Raw genomic sequence first — 24,261 nt, 5'->3', positions numbered from 1 at the left:
TCGAACAAGCGCGGCTGGCGTGCAACGGCACAACGAGGGAGCCAACGGTTATGCAGGACCGATCCACCGGCAATGCCTTCAAGGAAGACCGCCACTTCGTCACCGCGCTGGCGCGCGGGCTGGAAGTGCTGGCCTGCTTCCGCACCAGCGACCGCGTGCTGGGCAACCAGGAAATCGCCCGGCGCTGCGGGCTGCCCAAGTCGACCGTATCGCGCCTGACCTCCACCCTGACCCGGCTGGGCTACCTGGCGCAGGCCGAAGGCAGCCACAAGTACAGCCTGGGCACGGCCTGCCTGCGGCTGGGCAGCGCCATGCTGTCGCGGCTGGACATCCGCAAGGTGGCGCGACCGCTGATGCAGGAGCTGGCGGACTTTTCCGGCGGCACGGTGTCGCTGGGCACGCGCGACCGCTTCTCGATGATCTATGTCGAGCACTGCCGCAGCTGCGCCGCGATTGCGCTGACGCTCGATACCGGCTCGCGCATTCCGGTCGCCACCTCGGCCATCGGCCGCGCCTGGCTGGCGGTGGTGCCGGACGAAGAGCGGCAGGCCTTCATGGAACAGGTGCGCGACGTCGACGACATGGCGTGGCCGCGCCTGCGCCAGGGCATCGAACAGGGCCTGGCGGACCACCTCACCCTGGGCGTGACCTGCTCGATGGGCGATTGGCAGCCAGACGTCAACGGCATCGCGCGCGGCTTCGAGCCCGGCCATGGCATGCCGCCCATGGCCCTCAACGTGGGCGGACCGTCGTTCCGCCTGTCCCCGTCATTCCTGCTCGACGAGGTGCGCCCGCGCCTGCTGGAGGTGGTACGCCAGCTGGAAGGCAGCTTCCCGCGCTGAGCGCATCAGTTATCCACACCAACAGCGCCGCCACGAGACGGCGCAACAGGAGGAGCACCATGCAAGTGAAGTTGACCGACGCCGCCTGGCGCCGCCTGCTGGCCGGCATGCTGGCCGCCGCCACCATCCCCGCGGCCCAGGCCGCCCCGCCCTCGCCGGCCACCGGCAGCCTCACCGTCGCCTTCGGCGCGGAGTCGACCACGCTCGACCCGGTCAAGATCTCGGCCGGCGTCGACCACTACTTTGTCGGCCAGATCTTCGAGATGCTGGTGCGCCGCAATGCCGCGCTCAAGGACGAGAACTGGCTGGCGGAGAACTGGAAGCTGGAAACCGGCAAGGACGGCAAGCCCGTTCTCGACGTGCAGCTGCGCAAGGGCGTGCGCTTCCACAACGGCGACCCGCTGACGTCCGAGGACCTCGAGTTCTCCTGGCAACGCCAGCGCGACCCCAAGAGCAGCTTCTTCTCGCACTATGTCTCGTCGGTCGAGCGTTTCGAGATCGTGGATGCGCACCGCTTCAGGCTGCATTTCAAGGAGCCGGATGCGCAGTTCATCGTCGGCAACATGCAGCTGTGGGCCATGCCCAAGAAGTACATCCAGAAGGTCGGCGAAGAAGAGTTCGCCCGCAAGCCGGTCGGCACCGGCCCATGGAAGTTTGTCTCGCGCACGGTCAAGGACGAGCTGAAGCTGGAAGCGTTTGACGGCTACTGGAACAAGGAAAAGCGGCCCGGCGTCAAGGAACTGACCATCAAGGTGATTCCCGAGGACCTGACCCGGGTGGCGGCCTTCAAGACCGGTAAGGTCGATTTCATCGACAACGTACCGCCTTCGATGGTCGAAGAGTTCAAGAAGATGCCGGGCGTGAAGACCGTCACGCTGGTGAGCGGCAACAACCTCTTCCTCAATTTCAACACGCAGATGCCGAAGTCGCCGTTCAACGATGTGCGCGTGCGGCAGGCGGCCGCGCACGCCATCGACGTCGACGCCATCATCAAGCGCGTGCTGTTCGGCCAGGGCGAGCGCTATGCGCAGGTGGGCAAGGAGTCGAATGGCTACGACCCCGAACTCAAGCCCTACGCCTTCGACCAGAAGCGTGCGCGCGAGCTGCTCAGGCAGGCAGGCTACCCCAATGGCTTCGAGACCCCCTGCTACAACCTCACCACGCCGCGCGAACCGGGCGTGAAGGAAGTGGGCGAAGCCATGTATGCCTACCTGAGTTCCGTGGGCATCCGCTGCCAGGTGCGCAACCTGGAGTACGGGGCCTGGATCAGCCTGGGCAAGCGCGGCCGCTCGGGCCCGCCGGAGATGGACGGCGTGCTGAGCTGGATGTGGTCGCAGGGCCTGCCCGGCGACCCGGGACTGGCCTGGTCCGGCCATTTGCACAGCTACCAGAGCGGCGGCGGCTGGGGCACTTATTCCTACACCAGCGACCCCGAGGTCGACGCGCTGCTGGAGAAGCAGCGTCAGACCATGGACCCCGCGGCGCGCACCGCGCTGCTGCGCCAGATCGCGCGGCTCAAGCAGGAGCGCGTGCTGGGCGGCCTGCCGACCTACCGGCCGCTGGTGACCTTTGCCTGGCGCGACAACAAGATCGACTACGTGCCCTGGCCCATCCGCGACTACTGGCGCTCATTCCAGGAAGTCAGCTGGAAGCAGCGCTGATCCGCCGCCGCGCCCGGCGCCCGTGCCGGACGCGGCATCCCCGCTGACGAATCTCCGACGGAGCCTGTCATGCCTATTGCAAAACGCCTGCTGCACGGCCTGATCAGCATCCTTGGCGCGAGCGTGATCATCTTCCTGATCTCGCGCCTGTCCGGCGACCCGCTTGCCTTGCTGCTGCCGGCCGACGCGCCGCCGCAGGTGATCGAGGCAACGCGCCGCCATCTCGGCCTGGACCAGCCCCTGGTGGCGCAGTATCTGGTCTTCCTCGGCCATGCCGTCACCGGCGACTTCGGCAACTCCTACCGCTGGCAGGAACCGGCCCTCGGCCTGATCCTGGAGCGGCTGCCGGCCACGGTGGAGCTGGCGCTGGCCGCGCTGGGCTTCTCGATTGCGATGGCGGTGCCGTTCGGCGTGCTGTCGGCGGTCTACCGCGGCTCCTGGTTCGACCGCTTTGCCAAGGTCTTCGCCATGCTCGGCCAGGCCATGCCCAACTTCTGGGTCGGGCTGCTGCTGATCCTGTTCTTCGCGGTGCAGCTGAACTGGCTGCCCGCGTTCGGGCGCGAATCGTGGAACAGCCTGGTGCTGCCCGCGATTGCGCTGGGCTGGTATCCGGTGGCCGCGCAGACCCGCGTGGTGCGCTCGGCCATGCTGGATGTGCTGGACAGCGACTACATCCGCATGGGCCGCGCCATGGGCCTGCCCGAGCACATGCTGATCTGGAAGTACGCGCTGCGCAATGCGGCGATTCCGCTGGTGACCATCCTCGGTGTGTACTTCGCGGCGATGCTGGGCGGCGCCTTCGTGGTCGAAGTCATCTTCGCCTGGCCAGGCGTCGGCCGCACCGTGGTCGAGGCCGTGTTCGCGCGCGATTTTCCCGTGGTGCAGGCGGGCGTGATGCTCACCTCCGTGCTGTTCGTGCTGTCCAACCTGCTGGTCGACCTGAGCTACGGCCTGATCGACCCGAGGATCCGCCATGCCTGAGATCGCCGTTCCTCCTGCCAGCGCCACGGCGGCGCCGGCCCGCAAGCGCCAGCGGCGTGACCTGGGTGGCCTGCCCTGGTTTGCGCTGGCAATCTTCCCCGTGCTGCTGGTCTGCGCCGTCGGCGGCGAGGCGCTGCTGCCGCACGACCCCAACGGCCTCGACCTCGGCCTGGCCTTCCAGCCGCCGGCCTGGCTGGCGGGCGGCAGCTGGGCCTATCCGCTGGGCACCGACAACATGGGGCGCGACCTGCTCTCGCGCATCATGGCCGGCACGCGCATCTCGCTGGTGGTCGCGCTGTACGCGATCCTGATCTCGGGCGGCATCGGCACCGCCGCCGGCATGCTGGCCGGCTACTTCGGCGGACGCCTGGACGCGCTCATCATGCGGCTGGTCGATATCCAGATGTCGATCCCCGCGCTGGCGCTGGCGCTGGTGCTGGCCGCGGTGCTGGGCCCGGGCTTCAACACCGTGGTGCTGGTGATCGTGGTGACCTACTGGACCTGGTACGCGCGCATCGTGCGCGGCGAGGTGATGTCGCTCAAGCAGCGCGACTACGTGGCGCTGGCGCGCGTGGCCGGCTGCGGCACGCTCACCATCTTCCGCCGCCACCTGCTGCCCAACCTGCTCAACACCCTGCTGGTGCTGGCCACGCTGCAGGTGGGCCAGGTGATCATCTTCGAGGCCTCGCTCAGCTTTCTCGGGCTGGGCATCCAGCAACCCGATGTGTCGTGGGGGCTGATGCTGGCCGATGCGCGCAACTACATCACCAACGCATGGTGGGCCATCACCATGCCCGGACTGGCCATCATGGCCACCTGCCTGGCGTCCAACCTGCTGGGCGACTGGCTGCGCGACCACTTCGACCCGAAAAGGAGGCAGCTATGACCGGCCCCGATCCGCACGTGACGCAATGCCCGTCGCCCTCGCCCGCCGCCGGGGGCTCCCCCCGCGGCGCGCCCATGCTGTCGGTGCAGGGGCTGACCACGCACCTAGGACTGCGCCGCGGCACGGTGCGCGCCGTGGACGGGGTCGACCTGCACGTGCATGAGGGCGAGACCCTGGGCGTGGTGGGCGAATCCGGCTCCGGCAAGTCCATGACCATCCTGTCGATCCTGCGCCTGCTGCCGCGCCAGGGCGGCGTGCAACTGGGCGGCAAGGTGCTGCTCGATGGCGTTGACCTGCTGCAGCTGCCCGAGAAGACCATGAGCACGCAGTACCGCGGCCGCAAGATCGCGATGATCTCGCAGGATCCGCTGACCTCGCTGAACCCGGTCTTCACGGTGGGCGACCAGGTCGGCGCACCGCTGCGCTACCACGGCCGCGCCGACAGCCGCGAGGCGCGCCGGCGCCAGGTGGTGCAGGTGCTGGACAGCGTGCGCATCCCCTCGCCCGAGACGCGGCTGGACGATTATCCGCACCAGTTCAGCGGCGGCATGCGCCAGCGCGTGGTGACCGGCATGGCCATCGCCAGCGCGCCGCGCCTGCTGGTGGCGGACGAGCCCACCTCGGCACTGGACGTGACCATCCAGGTGCAGATCATGGCGCTGTTCCGCAAGATCCAGGCGCAGACCGGTGTCGGCATCATCCTGATCACGCACGACCTGGGCGTGGCAGCCAGCATCTGCCACCGGGTCGCGGTGATGTACGCCGGGCGCATTGTCGAGACCGGCGATGTGCGCACACTGTACCAGCGCCCCGCCCATCCCTACACGCAGGCCCTGCTCCAGGCCATTCCCCACTTCGGCGAAAAGCGCGAGCGGCTCTACGCCATCCAGGGCAGCCCGCCCAGCCTGATCGACCCGCCGCACGGCTGTCGCTTCGCGGCGCGCTGCCCGCACCGCAAGCCGCTGTGCGATGACGCCTATCCCCCCGAGATCGAACTTGAATCGGGCCACAAGGTCAGTTGCTGGCTGGCGTCGGCCGGCTGAGAACCCAGGAGGCGGCCATGCTGCTCGAAGTCGAAAACCTGAAGAAGCATTTCCCCGCGCGCGGCGGCGGCACCGTGCGCGCCGTCGACGGCGTCAGCTTTGCCGTGGATGCCGGCCAGACCTATGCGCTGGTGGGCGAGTCCGGCTGCGGCAAGACCACCATCGCCAGGCAGCTGCTGCTGCTTGAGCGCCCCAGCGCCGGCACCATCCGCTTCGACGGCCAGGACGTGCTGGCGCTGGACCGCAAGGGCGTGCTGGGCTACCGGCGCCAGGTGCAGGCGGTGTTCCAGGATCCGTCCTCGTCGCTCAATCCGCGCCTGAAAGTGGGCATGCTGCTGGCCGAGCCGCTGCTTGCGCACGGCCAGGGCGGCGACCGCGCCGCGCTGCGCCGCCGGCTGCTGGAGCTGCTGGAGATCGTCGGCCTGCCGCCCGGCGCGCTCGACCTGTACCCGCACGAGTTCAGCGGCGGCCAGCGCCAGCGCATTGCCGTGGCGCGCGCGCTGGCGCTGCAGCCGCGGCTGATCGTGCTGGACGAGCCCACCTCGGCGCTGGATGTCTCGATCCGGGCGCAGATCGTCAACCTGCTGTCCGATATCCAGCGCAGCTTCGGCCTGGCCTATGTGGTGATCGCCCATGACCTGGCGCTGGTGGAGCACTTCAGCTCGGCGGTGGGCGTGATGTACCTGGGCAATATGGCCGAAAGCGGGCCCAGCGCGGCGGTGTTCAGCACCCCGCGCCACCCCTACACGCAGGCATTGCTGGGCTCGGCGCCGCGGCCCGACCCCGACCACCAGCCGGCCGAGGGGCTGATCCTGGGCGATATCGGCTCGGCGCTGAACCCGCCAGCGGGCTGCAAGTTCCATCCGCGCTGCCCGCGCGCGGTGCCGGCCTGCGCCACCGAGATCCCCCGCGTGCTGCGGCTGGACCCGGCCGCCGGCTCAGCCGCGCCGGCGCACGTGGCCGCCTGCCACCTGCTCCACTGACGACCGGGGCGCGCGTCAGCCGCCCTGCATCTTCGACGGATCGTCGCTGCGCGAGGTCGTGGTGACGGTGCCGTCGCTGTTGAAATGCACGTTGAAGAAGGCCTTGTCGGTGGAGGTTTCCATCCAGCGGTAGCCCCATACCTCTTCCTTCTTCAGCGCAAACGCCTCCACCTTGGTGGGCTTGCCCAGCAAGCGGCGGATGTCGTCCTTGCTCATGCCGGCGCGCACGCGGGCGAAGTTCTCGGCTGACAGCACCTGCTCGATCTTCGCGACCTTGCCATCGGCGCTGATGGTGACCATCCAGGTGGTAGTGCCCTCCGGGCCGCGCGGGTATTCAAGCCGGCGCCCGCCGTCCGCTTCTTCCCAGACGATCTCCGGCTTGCCGGCCTGGCGCCGCAGGTCTTCCTCGGTGGACTGGCCGGGAACGATGCCCTTGAACAGCTCGCTGTCGGGCTTGATCGCGTTCCAGGTGTTGCGGGCGGTGTCGCCCGCCTTCTTCATGGCTTCATCGACCTTCTGCTGGTCGCAGCCGAACAACGCAAGCAAAGAGGCAAAGAGTCCCATGGCGGCAAGGCGTCGCGGCGACGCGAAAGTTGCGGGGCGTCCGTCAGCGGCGCACGGGCTCGGCGATGGCTGCCGAGGCTGCCTGTGCCGCGCTGTCGGGACTGGTTGGCTGGCTCTCATCCTGCTGGCTCCTTCTGGTGTCGCTGCGACCCGAGGTCCCGCTGAACAGGTTCGCCCAGCTGTCGAAGCGGCGGTTGAACAAGACCGACAAACCGTTGATGGACCCGCCCTTGGCAATCAGCGACCAGCGCCGTGAAAACTGCCAGGTCAGCTTCACCACGTTCGAGGCCGATGTCAGGCTCTGCTCATAGCCTACCGACATACGCTCGGTAATGGCCTTGCCCATGCTGACCACCTGCTGGTCATTGAGACCCGCGGTGCTGGGCCCGATCGAGAATTCGTCGATGCCGAAATGCTGCACGATGCCCTTGCCGGCCTTGCCGCCGATCATGCCCAGCGCCGCGCCGCCCAGCGCGGCACCACCCAGCTGGCGCTGCTGGCCGGCACCGGCGCTTTCGGCGCCGTAGCCGAACATCAGCCACGAGAGCTTATCCTCATCCGGCACATTGGGTTCCGACACCAGCCGCACGCGCGGCAGCCGCACCGTGCCGGTCACCTCCACGCCCGCCTCCACTTCCTGGTTGCGGCGCATGGCGCGGATGTTCATGTTCGGGTTGTCGATCGGGCCGTTGAAGTTGATGATGCCGCGCTCGATGTCGAGCTTGCGCCCGAAGGCTTCATAAGTGCCGTCGGTCACGCGCACCGTGCCGGTGGCCTTCATCGGTGCCAGGGGTTCGCTCTTGACACCCATCTGGCCGGCCAGCAACAGGTCCGCGCCCGCGCCCCGGAAGCGGAAGTTGTTGCCCAGGTCCACGGTCAGGTCGATCACCGGGCTGAACTTGCTTGCCGGCTTGGTCTCCGGCGCCTGCGTGGCGGCAGTCTTCACGGCACGCTGGTCCTTGCGCCGGATCACCACCACATCGTCGCCCAGCACCGGCGCGCCGGCCTTGGGCAGGTCGAACAGGCCGCGGTCGACATGGATCTTGCCGCGGATCACGACCTGCTTGTTCTCGTTGGCGATGGTGGCATCGCCCGAGACCACCAGCGTGCGCTCGGGGCTGGCGAACAGCTGCAGCTTGTCGGCGACGATCTTGCCGGTCAGGTTGGGATCGGCCTCGCCCAGCTTGACGTTGCCGGTGGCGGTGATCTTGCCGTCGCCGCCGTGGAATTCCACGTGCTTGAGCTCGACCGTGTTCTGGTCCAGCACCACGCGCACGGTGCCGTCGGTCAGGCGCAGGCCCAGGTCGTACAGCGTGACGGCGAGGTTGTCGCCGTCGACGGTGCCGGTCAGCAGCGGCGCGCCGATCGTGCCGGCCAGGCGCATCGCCGCGGCCAGTTTGCCGTCGAAGGCGTACTGCGGGCCGGTCAGCGCTTCCAGCGATTTCAGCCGCGGCACGTCGACGGTGACCGTGCCGCCCAGGGTCGAGGCCGGGCCCACGGTCTGTAGCCCCTGCTCCTGCACCAGTCCGGCGGAGGCGTCCACCACCACCTTGCCGATGCGGCCCGACACCATGCCGCCGCGCAGCGCGATGCGGTTGCCGCCGGCGTCGGCGCGCAGGCTGGTCTCGCCCAGGCCGAGCGTGGTGAAGCCCCGGCCGGCGTTGACCGAGAGGTCGCCGCTGCGCCGGCGCAGTTCGGCAAAGCCGGTCGCGGTCTCGGCCAGCGCCAGGTTCCAGCGGCCGTCGATGACCAGGTCGGAGCGCACCGGCGGCTTCTCGCCGGTGATGGTTTCCATCAGCTCCAGCACATGGCCCACCTGCAGGCCGTCCAGGCTGCCCGCGCTGCGGATGCGGCCGTGGTCCCAGTCCAGGCTGTCGATGGTCAGGGTGGCGCGGTCCAGCAGCAGGCGCGCTGCGCCCAGGCGCACGCGCTGGTCGGCCACCAGCAGCTGCGTCGGCGCGGCCAGGCGCAGGTTGACGGTGCCGCGCTCTTCCAGCGTGCGGATGGTGCCGTTCCAGCCGTCCTTGCCCTTCCACGCGCCCTGCCCCGCCAGCGCCAGCTGCAATGGCCGCTTGTTCAGGCTGCCGGCCGCCTTGACGTCGAAGGTATGGTTGGCCTGGGTGCCGTTGAGCGTGGCGTCGAGCGTGCTCAGGCTGGCCTGCGGGCCACGGTAGTCGCGCGCGGCCAGCTGCACCGAGAGCGGGCCGTCCAGGCCGCCACGCACCTCGGCGCGGCCGCTGGCGCTGGCCACCTTGTGCGGGCCCACTTCCAGCGCCTGCGCGTTGTAGTCGGCCACCACTTCGGGTTTCTTCAGCGTGCCGGTGATGGTGGCGTCGAGCTTGAGCTTGCCGGCCACGCCAAACTTGAGCCGCTCCAGCTGCGGCGCATCGACCGCCAGCTTGAGCGCATCGCCGCGCGCGCCGAAGCTGCCGCGCAGGTTGGCCTGGTTGCCGGCCATGCTGAGCGAAGCCTCGCTCGGCAAGAGCCGCTCGCCCGCCAGGCGCACCTTGCCGCCGCCGGTCATCGGCAGGCCCGCGTATTCGCTCTCATGCACGGCGAAATCCAGCGCCACGCCAAGCTCGGGCGCGATCTCGCCGGTCGTGGTGAAGTCCGCATTGATGCGGCCGGCGGCAACCTTGGCCAGGCGCGAGGGATCGAACGAGGCCAGCTTGCCCTTGAAGCTGAACGGCTGCTTGTCCTTCAGGCCGAGCTTGCCTTCCGCGGTCAGCAGACCCGGGCCCACCGCGGCGCGCAGCGTGGCCAGCGTGAGCGCCTCGGCATCGATGCTGGCATCGGCGAAAAGCTTGAGCGGCCCGCCCGACAGGTCCAGCGCCACGCTTTGCCGGCCCGGCTCCATCCGCACCACCACCGGGCCGGACAGGCTGGCGCTGGTCAGCGAGCCATGCAGCGCGGCCGGGTCCAGCCTGCGCACGTCCAGGTCGAAACCGCCCCGGCCGCCGCGCAGCGAACCGCCGCCGGAGATCTCGGCCTTGCCGGCCAGCGCCACGCGCAGGTCCGAGACGGCCTGTGCCATCTCGCTCAGCTCGACATGGGCGCGCACCGACTGCACCGGCAGTCGCTCCTTGTCCAGCGGACCGGCTTCCAGGTTGCGGATCTCGATGTCGCCGGCGACAGCCAGCGGTGCGGGCGCAGGCGCAGCGGCAGGGGCGGATGCGGAGACCCCCGATGCCGCCGGCGGCGCCGATGCCGCCACGCCGCCCACCGGCCGCAGTTCGGCATGCACGGTCAGGTTGGCCTGGGGCGCCGACGGGCTGAACAGGCGCGGGTTGATGCGATCGCCATCGACCAGCAGGTGCGTGAACGGCACCTTGCCGAACGGCATCAGGTCGACGCCGGCGCGCAGGTGGATGCGGTCGCCGCTGGCCTGCAGTTCGGCGCGCAGCGCGTCCAGGTTGCCCTTGGCGGTGGCGTTGACGGCAAAGGACTCATCCTGCCAGCTGCTCTCCAGCAAGGCTTCGGCGCTGAGCGCAAACGGCGCGCGTGCGCCCACCTGGGCGTTGGCCGCCAGCTTGCCGTACGGTGTTTCCAGCTTGTCCACGCTGACGCGGTGGCGCTGGCCGTCGCTGTGCAGCGCGCCGGCCAGGTTGCTGAACACCATCGGCTCGGCCGCGGGCGCCGTGCCCTGCAGCAGCGACAGCCGCTCAAGCGTCAGCGAATCGACATCGATGGCCAGCGGCAGTTCGAGCGAGGTGGGCTTCTGCATCGGCTCGGTGCTCGGCTCGGACGGGCCGAGCCTCACTTCGGCCTTGCCGATGCGCAGCCACTGCACGTGCAGGTGCCGTGCCTGCCAGCCGAGCACCCAGTTGCCATCCACGCGGTCCACCGCCACGCGCGTCTGGCCGCTGGCGAACACCACGTCGCGCAGGCGCAGGCCGTGCGCCACGGTGCCGCCTTCCAGGCGGCCGCTGAGCATGCCGGCCGACAGCCGCGTGGCCAGCGTCCACAGGTGGCGGGTGCCGGTCTCGGTGCGCAGCGCCGCCACGCCCGCCGCCGCCAGCGCCACCATCAGCAGCAGCAGGATGCCGGCCAGCCAGGCCAGCACGCGCCACAACCGCCGCCGCCTGCGCGGCGCGGGCGGGGTCGGAGTCCGGGCCGAATCGCTGCCGGGCACCGAAGGCAGATCGTGGGCGCTCATGCCGGCGTCCGGGTCAGGCGTGAAAGACGAGGGTGCCGCATCAGAACGCCACCCCCAGCGAGATATGCGGGCGGAACTGCTGCTCCTGGATGCCGTAGCCCACGTCCAGCTGCAGCGGGCCCACCGGCGTGCGCCAGCGCACGCCGACGCCCACGCCGTTGTAGATGGTCACGCCGCGCAGGTTGTCGGCGGCGGTGCCGAGATCCCAGAACACCGCCACGCCCCAGTCCGGCTTGAACCAGTACTGGTACTCCAGGCTGCCGGTGCCCAGGTACTTGGCCGGCAAGATGCTGGAGCCGCTGGGCGTGCCGATCGACTGGTAGGTGTAGCCGCGAATCGAATCGGTGCCGCCGGCGCGGAAGCGCAGCGTGGCCGGGATCTGGCTGGAACTGTCGCCGGTCAGGTCGGCACCGAGTTCCAGCCGTGCCACCACCAGGTCGCGCTTGCCCACCGGTATGTACTGGCGGATACGGCCGTACAGCCGCAGGAAGGTGGCATCGCTGAGGAAACCCCTGGCGGCCACCCCGATCTGGGTGCTGATGACGTTGCCGCGGCGCGGGAACACCGGATTGTCGACGTCGCGCCGCGTCCAGGCAAAGGCCGGCACCAGTGCCTTGCTGATCTGGCTGGCCTGGCCATCCGGCAGCAGCTTGTCGTAGTAGAAATCCAGCGACGTCGTCACATCGTACTTCTCGCGCGAGCGCGAGCGCTTCAGGCCCGCGCGCAGGCTGGTAGTGTCGGTGTTCTCGATGTCGATGGTGCGCTCGTAGCTGCTGTACACGCTGTTGCGGTAGTTGCCCCGGTCCGGCGGCATCGCGGCCTCGGCGAACAGATAGGAGCGCTTCTGCTCCAGCCGCGCCTGCGAGTCGAAGGTCCAGGCGCGGTTGAACAGGTTGTAGTACGAATAGCGGCCTTCGACCTGCGCGCCGGTGTCGGTGGTAAAGCCCACGCCGCTGTTGAGCCGGTGCGCCGGATATTCGCGCACGCGCACCGAGACCGGCGCGGTCACCACGCCGTCTGCCGCCTTGTCGGCGTCCGGGGGCGGTTCCAGGTCGACCTGCACGTTGGAGAAGTACGGCTGGTTCTGGATCGCGCGCTGCAGCTCGAGCAGCCGCTCCACGCGGTACGGCTCGCCCTCGTTCAGCGGGTTGACGTTGTAGATGATCTGTTCCGGATAGCGGCGCGTGCCGGTCACCTTCAGCGGCCCCAGCAGGTAGGCCGGGCCGCTGGCGTAATGCGCGGACAGGTCCGCGCGCTGGTCGTCCGGCTCCACGCGCGCCTGCGACGCGGCCAGGCGCGCGCCGTAGTAGTTGTGGCTCTGCAGCGTGACCAGCGCGTCCTCCTTGGCCTTGTCCCAGTCACCCTGCCGGAACGGCTCGCCCACCGGCAGTCCCCACTTGGCCTGCAGCTCGGCCACCTGTTCGGGCGAGCGCGTGGCCGCCGGGCCCGTCACCTGGACGTCGACATTGCGGATCAGCGTGCGCGCGCCGGGGTCGACCATCACGTGGACCACGCGCTTGTCGCCCTCGCCTTCCACGCGGGTGGTGGTGGTCGGGTCGAAGTAGCCCTCGGTTGAGGTGAACGCCCGCACCTGCTCGCCGACGGTCTCGATCATATAGTCGAGCTGGTCCGGCGAAAGGTCGGCGCGGTCCTGGTAGCGTGCCAGGTCCAGATGCTCTTCCAGCATCTCGCGGATCGGCTTGGGCGCCTCGACTTCGACCTTGTAGGCGGCGCGCGCCGGGGCGGCCGCCAGCGCCAGCACCGCGCCCAGCGCGGCCAGTAAGCGAACGGCCACGCGCGCGCGGCCAGCAGAGTCAGCGGTAATAGCGGTGTCTTGCGGCATCGCCGATTGTCCACACATACAAAGTCGGTATTTGACCACACCCGGCCTTGTGCCCGGAACTTTCCGGCGCCTTGCACCCGGCCTGGATGCATCCCGGGGGGCCGATACTGTAAAATCGTGGCCCACTGTACCTATCTGGCGCCCGCGCGGGCGCATCACGGTTGAACATGGCCATCTACGAATCCGATATCACCCAGTTCCTGAAGCAGCTCAAGCAAGAGCGCCCGACGCTGGAGGCCGAACAGCGCGACGGCCGTGCCCTGCTGTGGGACAAGTCGCCGATCGACCTGGAAGAGCGCGCCCGCGCCGAAGCTTCGCGCGTGGCGCAGAAGCCATACGTCTACGCGCAGGACAACTGATTCCCGCCGCCCCCGCGAGCGCACGCCGCCCATGAGCGCAGGCGACCAGGACAAGCTGCCACTGCCCGTCGAGCTGCCTGCCGTGGCCCCGGCCGTTGCAGCCGGCCCCGCCGACATGGTCGACGGGATGGCCTTCGCGCGCCTGTACGGCGAGCCGCTGTTCAAGCTGCCGCAGGACCTGTACATCCCGCCGGATGCGCTCGAGATCTTCCTGGAAGCCTTCGAGGGCCCGCTGGACCTGCTGCTGTACCTGATCCGCAAGCAGAACTTCAATGTCCTCGACATCCCGATGTCGCAGGTCACCCGGCAGTACCTGTCCTACATCGAGCAGATCCGCAAGACCAACCTCGAGCTGGCCGCCGAATACCTGCTGATGGCGGCCATGCTGATCGAGATCAAGTCGCGCATGCTGCTGCCGGTCAAGAAGGCCGACAGCGACGATGAGGCCGAGGACCCGCGCGCCGAGCTGGTGCGCCGCCTGCTGGAATACGAGCAGATGAAGCTGGCCGCGCAGCGCCTGGACACGGTGCCGCAGCTGGGCCGCGACTTCCTGCGCTCGCAGGTGTATATCGAGCAGAGCCTGGCGCCGCGCTTCCCGGAAGTGGAGACGATCGACCTGCAGGCCGCCTGGGCCGATGTGCTCAAGCGCGCCAAGCTCAACCAGCACCACAAGATCTCGCGCGAGGAACTGTCGGTGCGCGAGCACATGAGCCAGATCCTGCGCCGCTTGCAGCACGCGCGCTTCATGGAATTCTCCGAGCTGTTCGAGGACGCGGTGCGCTCCGGCAAGGGCGTGCCGGTGGTGGTGGTGAACTTTATCGCCATGCTGGAGCTGTCGCGCGAAGCGCTGGTGGAGATCACCCAGGCCGAACCGTTCGCACCAATTTATGTGCGATTGGCGTACAGCCCGACCTGACCCACCCGCGCTGCGGGGTCCGGCCCCGTCCCAACATGTTCTACAATCCGCCGACAGCCGGCCAAATGGCCCACGGTGCAGGCCCCGCAGGCAAGTGCCAGAAGGCCCCGCGCCCGACAGAAGGCCGAGACCGGTAGTCCATGTGCCGCCCCTCGACGGACCGGCGCCCGGGTCACACCTACCACGACCAGCACACCAAGGCAGATGAAAGTCATTTCCTCCATCCAAGAGCTGCGCGACCAACTGCGCGGCCAGAACCGCGCTGCCTTCGTCCCCACCATGGGCAACCTGCACGAAGGCCACCTGTCGCTGATGCGCCTGGCGCGCCAGCACGGCGACCCGGTGGTGGCATCGATCTTTGTGAACCGCCTGCAGTTCGGCCCGAACGAGGATTTCGACAAGTACCCGCGCACGCTGCAGGACGATATCGAAAAACTGCAGAAGGAAGGCGTCTACGTGCTGTTCGCGCCGTCCGAGCGCGATATGTACCCCGAACCGCAGGAATACCGCGTCGAGCCGCCGCATGACCTGGGTGACATCCTGGAAGGCGAGTTCCGCCCCGGCTTCTTCAAGGGCGTGTGCACGGTGGTGATGAAGCTGTTCTCGTGCGCGCAGCCGCGCGTGGCGGTGTTCGGCAAGAAGGACTACCAGCAGTTGATGATCGTGCGCCGCATGGTGCAGCAGTTTGCCCTGCCGATCGACATCATCCCCGCCGAGACCATCCGAGCCGAAGACGGCCTGGCGCTGTCGTCGCGCAACCGCTACCTGACCCCCGACGAACGCGCCGAGGCGCCGGTGCTGTACCGCACGCTGCATGACGTGCGCGACACCGTGCTGGGCAGCGACCGCGCTTCCGCCGACCTGCTTGCGGTCGAGGCGAATGCGAAGGAATCGCTGGCCAGGCGCGGCTGGAAGCCGGACTACGTGTCGATCCGCAAGCGCGTCGACCTGCAGGCGCCGACGCGCGAGGAATTTCTCGCCGGCGAGCCGCTGGTGATCCTGACTGCCGCCAAGCTGGGCGCGACCCGGCTGATCGACAACCTGGAAATCTGAGCGGCGGCGCCGCGCCAGACAAAAAAAGCAGGCCGGCGGCCTGCTTTTTTCATGCCCGGCGCATGCCGGATCGCTGTGCGGCCTTCACCACATGCCGCTGGTGTCCCCGCCGCCGCTTCCACCAGATCAGCACGCCGGTCACGGCAAACGCCAGCGGCGCCAGCCCGAACAGCGTGATGAAGATCCGCCCCGGCAGCCCGAAGGCCTCGCCGGTATGCAGCGGGAACAGCCAGTTCAGCAACGTGTCCCCCGCCGGCGCCTGCTGCGGATCACGCACGCCCAGCGGCTTGCCGCTCCAGGCATCGAGCCACAGCCGCGTCGCACCGGTATCCTTGCGCACCTCGCCGGGCTGGCGCAGCCGGATCTCGAACGCATCGCCCGGCTTGCGCGGGAAGCTGATGCGGGTCACCTGCGCTTGCGGGTACTGGGCCTGCGCCGCCGCCATGATCTCGCCCGCGCCCAGCGGCCGGGCCCCGGCCGGCGCCGGTGCCGAGACGTGCTTCACCGGCGGCGTCACGGTCATCACGCCGGCCACCATCGGTGTCACCCACTTCGGCAGGTTCAGGTACCAGCCCGAAAAGGCGATGGTGGCCAGCACCGGCGCGGCCAGGATGCCGCCGGCGCGATGCAGCGAATAGTTGAAGCGCGACCATGATCCGCCATGGGTGATGCGGAACGCCTGCACCACCGAGCGCAGCTTCATCTTGGGCCACCACACCGCCACGCCCACCAGCGTGGTCAGCAACAGCAGCATGCCGGCGATGCCGGTGATGGTCTTGCCGGTGTCGCCCGACAGCAGGTAGCGATGCAGGTGGAACAGCGTCGGCAGCAGCAGCCGGCGCGACAGGCCCGCCTCGCCCCAGACGCGTTCGCCCTTCACCGCAAGCGTGACCGGATCGACCATCACCTGGCGCGAGCGGCCCGGCACCACGCCGTCGGGCCCCTTGACCGGATACCAGGCGATAAAGACGCCGTCGGCATGGACCGGCAGCATCAGCAGGTTGGGCTTGCCGTAGGGGGGCGCGGCCAGCCGCTCGGTCACTGCCTGGACCGTGGCCGGCGACACCGGCTGCGTCATCGGCGCGGACGCCACCAGCAGGTCAGGGTTGAGCCAGGCATCCAGTTCTTCGCGCCAGGCGATGGTCATGCCGGTCAGCCCAAACAGGACGAACAGCAGGCCAAGGCTCAGGCCGATATACAGGTGCAGTTTGACGAGGACGACGCGCAGGCGGCCGGTGACCATGTGGGGGCTGAAGTACGTTGAGCGGACGCTGCCTGCGTGGAATATGGCGCACAAGCCACCTCCACGCAGAATGCAAATGCGAAAGATTCGCGATTCTAGCAGGGCCCTGCCAGGCGGCCGTGCCGCGTGCGTCAGCGCCGCAGCGGCGCCAGCATCGCTTCCAGGTCCAGGTGCGCGGTCATGGTGTCGGCAAGCCGCTCGATCGATGCTTCGCGCAATGCATCGAGGTCCACCGCCTGGGCGCCGTCGAGCCCGGCCCAGCGCAGCAGCGCCTGGCAACCGGCAGGCTCGTCGAACAGGCCGTGGACATAGGTGGCCAGCACCTGGCCGTCGGCCGAGCGCGCGCCGTCGGGCCGCACCGTGCCGTCGCCGCGCTCGAGCCACAGGGCCGGCTGCTCCAGCCCCGCGCCCGTGGTGACGCCAAGGTGGATCTCGTAGCCGCGCACCGGCGCATCGGCCTGATCCAGCGCCAGCCGGCCGCCGACCTGGCGCAGTTGCTTCTCTGCGGCCAGCGTGGTCTCGAAGTCCAGCCAGCCCAGCCCGGCGCTGCTGCCGGCCGGGCCTTCGCGGCCATCGGGATCGTGCACCTGCCGCCCCAGCATCTGCATGCCGCCGCAGATCCCGATCAGCTTGCCGCCGTAGCGCAGGTGCCGGGCCAGCGCCGCGTCCCAGCCATTGACGCGGATGAAGTCCAGGTCGCCGCGCACGTTCTTGCTGCCGGGCAGCACCACCAGGTCCGCGGGCGGGATCGGCATGCCGGGCCCGACGAACTGCAGGTCCACCTGCGGGTGCGCGCGCAGCGCGTCGAAGTCGGTATGGTTGGCGATGCGCGGCAGCACCGGCACGATCACGCGCAGGCGCTGCGCCGGCGTGCCGGCCTTGTCCGCTTGCGCGCCGATTATGGCGTCCTCGGCATCGAGATGCAGGCCGTGCAGGTAGGGCAGCACGCCGAATACCGGCTTGCCGGTGCGCGCCACCAGCCAGTCCAGTCCCGGCTCCAGCAGGCCGATATCGCCGCGGAAGCGGTTGATGATGAAGCCGGTCACGCGCGCGCGTTCGCTGTCGGACAGGCAGTCGAGCGTGCCGACCAGGTGCGCAAATACGCCGCCGCGGTCGATGTCCGCCACCAGCACCACCGGGCAGTCGACGCGCTCGGCAAAGCCCATGTTGGCGATGTCGCGCTCGCGCAGGTTGACCTCGGCCGGGCTGCCGGCGCCCTCCACCAGCACCACCTCATAGGCCTGCGCCAGGCGCGTGTGCGAAGCCAGCACGGCCTTCATCGCCTCGGGCTTGTAGGCATGGTAGGCGCGCGCATCCAGGTCCAGCCGCGCGCGGCCGTGGATGATCACCTGCGCGCCGGTGTCGCTGCTGGGCTTGAGCAGCACCGGGTTCATGTCGGTATGCGGTGCCAGCCGCGCGGCCTGTGCCTGCAGCGCTTGCGCGCGGCCGATCTCGCCGCCGTCGGCGGTGACCGCGCTGTTCAGCGCCATGTTCTGCGGCTTGAATGGCACCACGTGCGTGCCGGCACGCGCCAGCACCCGGCACAGGCCGGCCACGATGGTGCTCTTGCCGGCATCGGAAGTCGTGCCCTGGACCATCAGCGTGCCGCGCAGGGCACCCGGCGGCAGGGATTGCGAGGAGTCGGTCTGCATTGGCGGATTATCGCACCGGTGCCTGCAACACCTCCCCGTGCGATGCCCGGATGCGGCGGCTACAATACGCGGATGGAAACCCCGGCCATCGCACCCGCCTCCGCCCCCGACACCGCCAGCCAGCCGCGTGCCGCCGGCGGACACGGTAACCGCCAGCTCACCCTGGTGCTGGGCGGCGCGCGTTCCGGCAAGAGCCATTACGCCGAACAGCTCGCCACCGACCATGCCACCATCACCGGCGGCCCGGTCACCTACATCGCCACCGCGCACCAGGACCCGGCGCACGCCGACCAGGAGCTGGAGGTCCGCATCGCCCTGCACCGCGCCCGCCGCCCCGCCGACTGGCGCCTGGTGGAAGAACCGGTGCACCTGGCCGATGCGCTCTACGCCAACGCGCGCCACGACGGCTGCATCCTGGTGGATTGCATGACGCTGTGGATGAACAATCTGATCTTCCCCGACGGCCGCGCGTACCCTGAGCATGGCGTGATCACGCCGCCGGATGCCTTCACCGAGGAAATCGAAGCGCTGCTCACCGCGCTGCCCACGCTGCCGGGCCATGTGATCCTGGTCTCGAACGAGATCGGCTTCGGCGTGATCCCGATGGGCGCCATCACCCGCTTCTATGTCGATGAACTGGGCCGCCTGAACCAGAAGCTGGCCGCCGCCGCCGACTGCGTGCGGCTGATGGTGGCAGGCATTCCGGTTGCGGTGAAAGGCGCCGATCCCACATGCTGATGCTGGCCTGGCCGGCATGCGTGGCAGCGGCACTGACGGGCGTGGTGCTGGACCGTTGGCTGGGCGAGCCGCGCCGCTGGCATCCGCTGGTGGGCTTCGGCCGCATCGCTGCCGCACTTGAGCGGCGGCTCAACCCTGCGCCGCACCGCGGCGCGCCCTGGCGCCAGCGCCTTGCCGGTCTCGCCGGCTGGTGTGTGCTGGTGCTGGTGCCGGCAGCGCTCGCATGGTGGCTGGTCGACGCTGCGGCCAGCCTGCATCCTGTTGCCGCCCTGGCGCTGCATGCGGTGGCGCTGTACGCGGCACTCGGCGCGCGCAGCCTGCACCAGCATATCGCCCCGATCGCCACCGCCCTCGCCGCCGCAGACCTGCCCGCCGCGCGCACGCTGACCGCGCGCATCGTCTCGCGCGACACCGCCGATGCCGATGCTGAAGCACTGGCCCGTGCCGCCTGCGAGTCGGCGCTGGAGAACGGCAACGACGCGGTCTTCGGGGCGCTGTTCTGGTTCCTGGTCGGCGGCGCGCCCGCCGTGATCGTGTTCCGGCTGGCCAATACGCTCGATGCGATGTGGGGCTACCGCACGCCGCGGCTGCTGTATTTTGGCTGGGCCGCGGCGCGCATCGACGACGGGCTCAACCTCGTGCCCGCGCGCCTGACCGCGCTGTCCTATGCGCTGCTCGGCGCCACCGCGCAGGCGCTGCATTGCTGGCGCACGCAGGCGCCGGCATGGTCGAGTCCCAATGCCGGCCCCGTGATGGCCGCGGGCGCCGGTGCGGTGGGCGTGCGGCTCGGCGGCCCGGCGCGCTATCACGGCGAGATCGAGCAACGCCCGCCGCTGGGTGCTGGCCCTGCGCCGCAAGCCGCGCACGTGATGGCCTGCCTGCGGCTGGTCGAGCGCACCTTGTGGCTGTGGCTCGCGCTGGCAGGCGCCAGCGCGCTGGCCGTCCTTGCGCTTGCCACGCCGGCATGAACACCGCCCTGCCCCCGATCCGCCACGGCGGCGACCTGCTTGCCGCGGTGCGCCGCTACGGCCGCCCCGCCGGCGACTGGCTCGACCTGTCCACCGGCATCAATCCCGACGGCTATCCGGTGCCGACTCTGCCTGCGCAAGCGTGGCAACGGCTGCCGCAGGATGACGACGGACTGGCCGAGCTGGCCGCGCAGGCCTGCGGCGCGCCGCGGGCCTTGCCCGTCGCCGGCTCGCAGGCCGCCATCCGCACGCTGCCGGGTCTGCTGCGCCCGGGCCGCGTTGGCATCGCCGCGCTCGGCTACAGCGAATACGCGCCGGCCTTCGCTGCCGCGGGCCATGCGGTGGCGCCGCTGGATGAAGCGGCTTTCACGCAGGCGGCGCTCGCCGACGAACTCGACCATCTCGTCGTCGTGAACCCGAACAACCCGACCGGCCGCGTGCTGCCCGCCGCCACGCTGCTGGGCTGGCATGCGAAGCTGGCGGCGCGCGGCGGCACGCTGCTGGTCGATGAAGCCTTTATCGACTGCCTGCCCGATGGCTCGGTGGCCGCGCACAGCGGCAAGGCCGGCCTGGTGGTGCTGCGCTCGATCGGCAAGTTCTATGGCCTGGCCGGCATCCGCTGCGGCTTCGTGCTGGCGCAGCCGGCACTGCTCGACGCGCTGCGCCAGCGCCTGGGCCACTGGACCGTATCGGGCCCGGCACGCGAGGTCGCGCGGCACGCCCTGGCCGACCATGCCTGGCACGATGCCAACCGAGCGAGGCTGCAAGCATGCGGGGCGAAGCTGGCCGCGCTGCTGGACCGCCATGGCCTGGCGCCGGTGATGCATCCGCTGTTCTGCTGGGTGCCGCATGGCGACGCCGCACGGCTGCAGCACGGGCTCGCGCAGCATGGCGTCTGGACCCGCTGCTTCGACGCCGCCGGCGGCTGTCCGCCGAGCCTGCGCCTGGGCCTGCCGCCGGACCAGCCGCACGCCTGGCAGCGGCTGGAAGCGGCACTGGCCGCGGTCACTGCCTGAACCACTTTCCCCGATTCCATGCTGAACCGCCTGACGCCCGTTATCGCTTCCACGCTGCTGCTGGCAGCCCTGCCTGCCGCCGCCGCGGTGTCTGCCGTCGACGACGCTGGCCAGACGGTGACGCTGCCGCAGCCCGCGCGCCGCGTGATCTCGCTGGCGCCGCACGTCACCGAGATGATCTTCGCGGCCGGCGGCGGCGACCGCATCGTCGGCACGGTCAGCTACAGCGACTACCCGCCGCAGGCGCGCGAGATCGCGCGCGTGGGCGACAACAAGGCGCTGGACCTGGAGCGCATCGCCGCGCTCAAGCCGGACCTGATCGTGGTCTGGCGCCACGGCAATGCGCAGAAGCAGACCGACCGCCTGCGCGCGCTCGGCATCCCGCTGTTCTACAGCGAGCCGCGCAGGCTGGCCGCGATCCCGGAGAACATGGAGAAGCTCGGCACGCTGCTGGGCACCGAAGCCACCGCGCGGCGCGCTGCCGACGGCTTCCGCCAGCAGGTGGAGACGCTGCGCAAGACTTACGCGGCCCGCCCGCCGGTGACGGTGTTCTACCAGGTCTGGCAGCAGCCGCTGATGACCCTCAACGGCCAGCACCTGGTCAGCGACATGCTGGCGCTGTGCGGCGGGCGCAACCTGTTCGCGGCCGAGACGCCGCTGGTGCCGACCGTGTCGGTCGAAGCGGTGATCGCGGGCAACCCGGAGGCGATGCTGACGGCGGGCATGGGCGCCACGCGCTCGGATCAGCCGCTGCCGGATTTCGAGATGTGGCGGCGCTGGAAGCAGGTCACGGCGGTGGCGCGCAACAACCTGTTCGTGATCGACGGCGACCTGGTCAACCGCGCCGGTCCGCGCGTGGCGCAAGGCGCCGAGCTGATCTGCAAGGACCTCGACACGGCGCGCAAGCGCCGGCCCGCACGCTGATCAGGCGGCGCGGTTCCACCAGCCGAGCCGGACCCCGCCCGGCCCCAGCGTGAAGCCACAACTAGCCCCGAAGCCCAACGCCCAGTTGACCGTCGTCGCCAGCGGCACGCCCAGCCAGTGCGCGGCCAGCATGCGCATCGGGCCGGCATGGCCGACCACCCAGAGACACTCGGCGCGATCCGTGGCAAGCGTTCCCGCCCAGCCGGCAACCCGCGCCATGGCCTGCGCCGGCGCTTCGCCGCCATGCGGGCGCGCGTGCAGCAGGTCGGCCGCCCACTGGTCGAGCGCGGCGCGGTCGATCGAATCCCAGGCGACGCCCTCCCAGCTGCCGAAATCGATTTCGCGCAGCCGGGGTTCGGTGTCGATGGCCGGTGCACCGCCCGGCAGCGCCTGCACCAGCGCCTGCGCGGTGCCGAGCGCGCGCGCCAGCGGGCTGGCGACAATGCGATCCGGCGTGGGCAGGCCCGCGGCGATCCGCGCCGCCGCGGGCGCCAGCGGCGCCACCAGCGGCAGGTCGAGGCAGCCATAGCAGGTGCCCGCCGGCACCTGCGGCTGCGCATGGCGGATCAGGACCACATCCATGCCGCGGCCACCAGGTAGAGCAGGATCTCGGCGCACTGCTGGGCCATGCCGAGGCAGTCGCCGGTATAGCCGCCGATGCGGCGCACGAAGTAGCGGCCGAGCAGCAGGCGCAGCCCCAGCAGCGCGACCACTGCCGCCGCGCAGAACCACGGCGACACCAGCCACAGCGGCACCAGCCCGCACAGCAGCGCGAACGCCAGCCCGGCGCCGGCCAGCTTCTGCGCCACCGGCTTGGCCTTGCCTTGCGCGCGCACGTAGGTCAGCGTGGCCAGATAGCTGACCGCCATCGCGCGGCTGGCGGCGTGCGCGGCGACGATCACCGCCAGCAGCACCATCAACCCGCCGCGCCCCGCGATCGCCACCAGCAACTGCCACTTGAGCAGCAACGCCACCACCAGCGCGATCGCACCGAACGCGCCGATGCGCGAGTCATGCATGATGCGCAGCACGTCCTCGCGCTGCCACGCGCCGCCGAAGGCATCGACGCAATCGGCCAGGCCGTCTTCATGGAAGGCGCCGGTCAGCAGCAGCGTGGCGGCCATGCCCAGCAGCACGGCCACGCCGGGCGGCCACCACAGCATCGCGCCCCAGGTGACCAGCGCGCCCACGCCGCCCACCAGCAGCCCGACCAGCGGGAAGTAGCGCGCGGCGGCGTGCAGGTAGTGCGGTTCGAATCCGGCCCAGCGCGCCAGCCAGCCCGGCAGCGGCACGCGCGTGAAGTAGCCCAGCGCCGTCAGGAAATAGCGCAACTCGCCGGCCACGCCGGCGGCGCTGCCTTGTGCAGGCACCGGGTCGGACGGCACGCTCATGGCGAGGCGGTGCTGACGCCGGCGCCGCTGAAGGTCGCCATTTCGTTCAGGAACGCCGCCGCCGAGGCCAGCAACGGCCACGCCAGCGCGGCGCCGGTGCCCTCGCCCAGGCGCAGGTCCAGCGCCAGCAGCGGCGCGGCGCCGAACTGGTCCAGCAGCGCACGGTGGCCGCGCTCATGTGAGCAGTGCGTGAACACGCAGTACTGCAGCACATTGGGGTCCAGGCGCTGCGCCACCAGCAGCGCGGCCGTGGCAATAAAGCCATCGACCAGGATCACCATGCGGCTCGCGGCGGCGGCCAGGAAGGCGCCTGCCATCATCGCGATCTCGAAGCCGCCGAAGGTGGCCAGCACATCCAGCGGCGCCTGCGCATCGGCATGCAGCGCCAGCGCGCGCTCCAGCACCTCGCGCTTGCGCGCGAGGCCGGCATCGTCCAGCCCGGTGCCGCGCCCGATGCAGTCTGCCAGCGGCAGGCCGGTCAGCCGCTGCATCAGGCAGGCGGCCGCCGAGGTATTGGCGATGCCCATCTCGCCGAAGCCGATCACGTTGCAGCCCTGCTGCGCATGGCGCAGCACGCGCGCCATGCCGGCAGTCATCGCCGCGGCGGCCTGCTCCGGCGTCATCGCGGGTTCGACGGCGAAGTTGCGGGTGCCGTCGGCAATGCGGCAGTTGACCAGGCCCGGTGCCGCCGGCAGCGGCACGCGCACGCCCGCGTCGACAATCTCCAGCGCAATGCCGTGCTGGCGCGAGAACACATTGATCGCCGCGCCGCCAGACAGGAAGTTCTGCACCATCTGCGCGGTGACCTCGGCCGGATAGGCGCTGACGCCGGCGTCGGCCACGCCGTGGTCGGCCGCAAACACGATCACCGTCGGGCGCTGCAACACCGGCCGCGCCGTGCCGAGGATCAGGCCCAGCTGCAAGGCCAGCGATTCCAGCCGGCCCAGTGCGCCGAGCGGCTTGGTCTTGTCGTCGATGGCGGCCTGCAGCTCGGGGCGCAGGGCATCGTCGAGGGGAGTGATTTCCGGAAACTGCATGATGC

At 70.0% G+C, this 24,261-nt stretch carries 21 protein-coding genes; 13 read left to right on the top strand and 8 right to left on the bottom strand.

Translation table 11 applies throughout. From position 1 onward, the window contains the following. The first annotated feature begins 50 nt into the window (after positions 1-50). The 6 genes from AC3WVS_RS17825 (at position 51) to AC3WVS_RS17800 (ending at position 6,396) form a co-directional block, all read left to right on the top strand. Positions 51-842 carry an IclR family transcriptional regulator gene (locus AC3WVS_RS17825; RefSeq protein WP_492319730.1) on the top strand — a complete coding sequence of 264 codons (792 nt, stop codon included), beginning with the start codon at positions 51-53 and terminating at the stop codon, positions 840-842. Between the two features lie 59 nt (positions 843-901). Continuing rightward, the gene (locus AC3WVS_RS17820) at positions 902-2,503 is read left to right on the top strand and encodes an ABC transporter substrate-binding protein (protein WP_492319729.1); all 1,602 of its coding nucleotides are present in this window, start codon (positions 902-904) and stop codon (positions 2,501-2,503) included. 69 nt (positions 2,504-2,572) lie between these two features. Continuing rightward, complete coding sequence (locus AC3WVS_RS17815; protein ID WP_492319728.1) at positions 2,573-3,484, top strand: ABC transporter permease; 912 nt, start codon at positions 2,573-2,575, stop codon at positions 3,482-3,484. Then, the gene (locus AC3WVS_RS17810) at positions 3,477-4,370 is read left to right on the top strand and encodes an ABC transporter permease (RefSeq protein ID WP_492319727.1); all 894 of its coding nucleotides are present in this window, start codon (positions 3,477-3,479) and stop codon (positions 4,368-4,370) included. Before AC3WVS_RS17815 ends, AC3WVS_RS17810 begins: the two co-directional genes overlap by 8 nt. Further along, positions 4,367-5,413, top strand: coding sequence for an ABC transporter ATP-binding protein (locus AC3WVS_RS17805; RefSeq protein ID WP_492319726.1), 1,047 nt, complete (start codon positions 4,367-4,369; stop codon positions 5,411-5,413). Before AC3WVS_RS17810 ends, AC3WVS_RS17805 begins: the two co-directional genes overlap by 4 nt. A 17-nt stretch (positions 5,414-5,430) precedes the next feature. Next, on the top strand, positions 5,431-6,396 hold the full coding sequence (locus tag AC3WVS_RS17800) for an ABC transporter ATP-binding protein (protein ID WP_492319725.1): 966 nt from the start codon (positions 5,431-5,433) through the stop codon (positions 6,394-6,396). A gap of 15 nt (positions 6,397-6,411) precedes the next feature. Here AC3WVS_RS17800 and bamE read toward each other — a convergent pair whose 3' ends face one another. Genes bamE through AC3WVS_RS17785 form a run of 3 tightly spaced genes read right to left on the bottom strand, consistent with a single transcriptional unit; the run spans position 6,412 to position 12,959 of the window. Beyond that, positions 6,412-6,960 carry an outer membrane protein assembly factor BamE domain-containing protein gene (gene bamE, locus AC3WVS_RS17795; RefSeq protein ID WP_492319724.1) on the bottom strand — a complete coding sequence of 183 codons (549 nt, stop codon included), beginning with the start codon at positions 6,958-6,960 and terminating at the stop codon, positions 6,412-6,414. A 43-nt stretch (positions 6,961-7,003) separates the two neighbouring features. Next, on the bottom strand, positions 7,004-11,116 hold the full coding sequence (locus AC3WVS_RS17790) for a translocation/assembly module TamB domain-containing protein (RefSeq protein ID WP_492319723.1): 4,113 nt from the start codon (positions 11,114-11,116) through the stop codon (positions 7,004-7,006). Between the two features lie 40 nt (positions 11,117-11,156). Then, positions 11,157-12,959 carry an autotransporter assembly complex protein TamA gene (locus tag AC3WVS_RS17785; RefSeq protein ID WP_492319722.1) on the bottom strand — a complete coding sequence of 601 codons (1,803 nt, stop codon included), beginning with the start codon at positions 12,957-12,959 and terminating at the stop codon, positions 11,157-11,159. Between the two features lie 167 nt (positions 12,960-13,126). Between AC3WVS_RS17785 and AC3WVS_RS17780 the strand changes: the two genes are divergently transcribed. The 3 genes from AC3WVS_RS17780 to panC all read left to right on the top strand — a co-directional run bounded on the left by AC3WVS_RS17780 (position 13,127) and on the right by panC (position 15,287). Then, on the top strand, positions 13,127-13,318 hold the full coding sequence (locus AC3WVS_RS17780; RefSeq protein ID WP_010814904.1) for a DUF3460 family protein: 192 nt from the start codon (positions 13,127-13,129) through the stop codon (positions 13,316-13,318). A 31-nt stretch (positions 13,319-13,349) separates the two neighbouring features. Continuing rightward, positions 13,350-14,234 carry a segregation and condensation protein A gene (locus AC3WVS_RS17775; RefSeq protein WP_492319721.1) on the top strand — a complete coding sequence of 295 codons (885 nt, stop codon included), beginning with the start codon at positions 13,350-13,352 and terminating at the stop codon, positions 14,232-14,234. A 204-nt stretch (positions 14,235-14,438) separates the two neighbouring features. Then, on the top strand, positions 14,439-15,287 hold the full coding sequence (gene panC / locus AC3WVS_RS17770; RefSeq protein ID WP_492319720.1) for a pantoate--beta-alanine ligase: 849 nt from the start codon (positions 14,439-14,441) through the stop codon (positions 15,285-15,287). 49 nt (positions 15,288-15,336) lie between these two features. Here the strand turns inward: panC and AC3WVS_RS17765 are convergent, their stop codons facing one another. Next, a complete protein-coding gene (locus AC3WVS_RS17765; RefSeq protein ID WP_492319719.1) occupies positions 15,337-16,530 on the bottom strand; it encodes a PepSY-associated TM helix domain-containing protein in 1,194 nt (397 codons plus the stop codon). Between the two features lie 131 nt (positions 16,531-16,661). Beyond that, positions 16,662-18,182: a cobyric acid synthase gene (locus AC3WVS_RS17760; RefSeq protein ID WP_492319718.1), complete on the bottom strand. Its 1,521-nt coding sequence runs from the start codon at positions 18,180-18,182 to the stop codon at positions 16,662-16,664. A 42-nt stretch (positions 18,183-18,224) separates the two neighbouring features. Here AC3WVS_RS17760 and cobU point away from each other — a divergent pair, with 42 nt between their 5' ends. From cobU to AC3WVS_RS17740, 4 genes are read left to right on the top strand one after another with little or no spacing between them, the layout of a single operon-like run. Further along, positions 18,225-18,920 carry a bifunctional adenosylcobinamide kinase/adenosylcobinamide-phosphate guanylyltransferase gene (cobU, locus tag AC3WVS_RS17755; protein WP_492319736.1) on the top strand — a complete coding sequence of 232 codons (696 nt, stop codon included), beginning with the start codon at positions 18,225-18,227 and terminating at the stop codon, positions 18,918-18,920. Beyond that, entirely contained in the window at positions 18,914-19,888 is a 975-nt protein-coding gene (cbiB, locus tag AC3WVS_RS17750; RefSeq protein WP_492319717.1) for an adenosylcobinamide-phosphate synthase CbiB, read from the top strand. The genes cobU and cbiB overlap by 7 nt, the downstream gene beginning before the upstream one ends. Then, a complete protein-coding gene (cobD, locus tag AC3WVS_RS17745) occupies positions 19,885-20,904 on the top strand; it encodes a threonine-phosphate decarboxylase CobD (RefSeq protein ID WP_492319716.1) in 1,020 nt (339 codons plus the stop codon). The genes cbiB and cobD overlap by 4 nt, the downstream gene beginning before the upstream one ends. Before the next feature lie 18 nt (positions 20,905-20,922). Further along, entirely contained in the window at positions 20,923-21,828 is a 906-nt protein-coding gene (locus AC3WVS_RS17740; RefSeq protein WP_492319715.1) for a cobalamin-binding protein, read from the top strand. On the opposite strand, the gene AC3WVS_RS17735 is transcribed toward AC3WVS_RS17740, so the two are convergent. The 3 genes from AC3WVS_RS17735 to cobT are packed head-to-tail and all read right to left on the bottom strand — an operon-like array spanning position 21,829 to position 24,256. Continuing rightward, on the bottom strand, positions 21,829-22,410 hold the full coding sequence (locus tag AC3WVS_RS17735; RefSeq protein ID WP_492319714.1) for a histidine phosphatase family protein: 582 nt from the start codon (positions 22,408-22,410) through the stop codon (positions 21,829-21,831). It lies immediately after the preceding gene. Next, positions 22,395-23,219, bottom strand: a complete 825-nt coding sequence (locus AC3WVS_RS17730; protein WP_051591649.1) for an adenosylcobinamide-GDP ribazoletransferase — start codon at positions 23,217-23,219, stop codon at positions 22,395-22,397. Before AC3WVS_RS17730 ends, AC3WVS_RS17735 begins: the two co-directional genes overlap by 16 nt. Next, a complete protein-coding gene (gene cobT / locus AC3WVS_RS17725) occupies positions 23,216-24,256 on the bottom strand; it encodes a nicotinate-nucleotide--dimethylbenzimidazole phosphoribosyltransferase (protein WP_492319713.1) in 1,041 nt (346 codons plus the stop codon). Before cobT ends, AC3WVS_RS17730 begins: the two co-directional genes overlap by 4 nt. Between the last annotated feature and the right edge of the window lie 5 nt (positions 24,257-24,261).

The sequence above is a fragment of the Cupriavidus sp. CPT47-8839-RL05A genome (assembly GCF_058792255.1).
The sequence above is the reverse complement of the archived record's forward strand: the minus strand, read 5'-3'. Positions and strand labels throughout refer to the sequence as shown.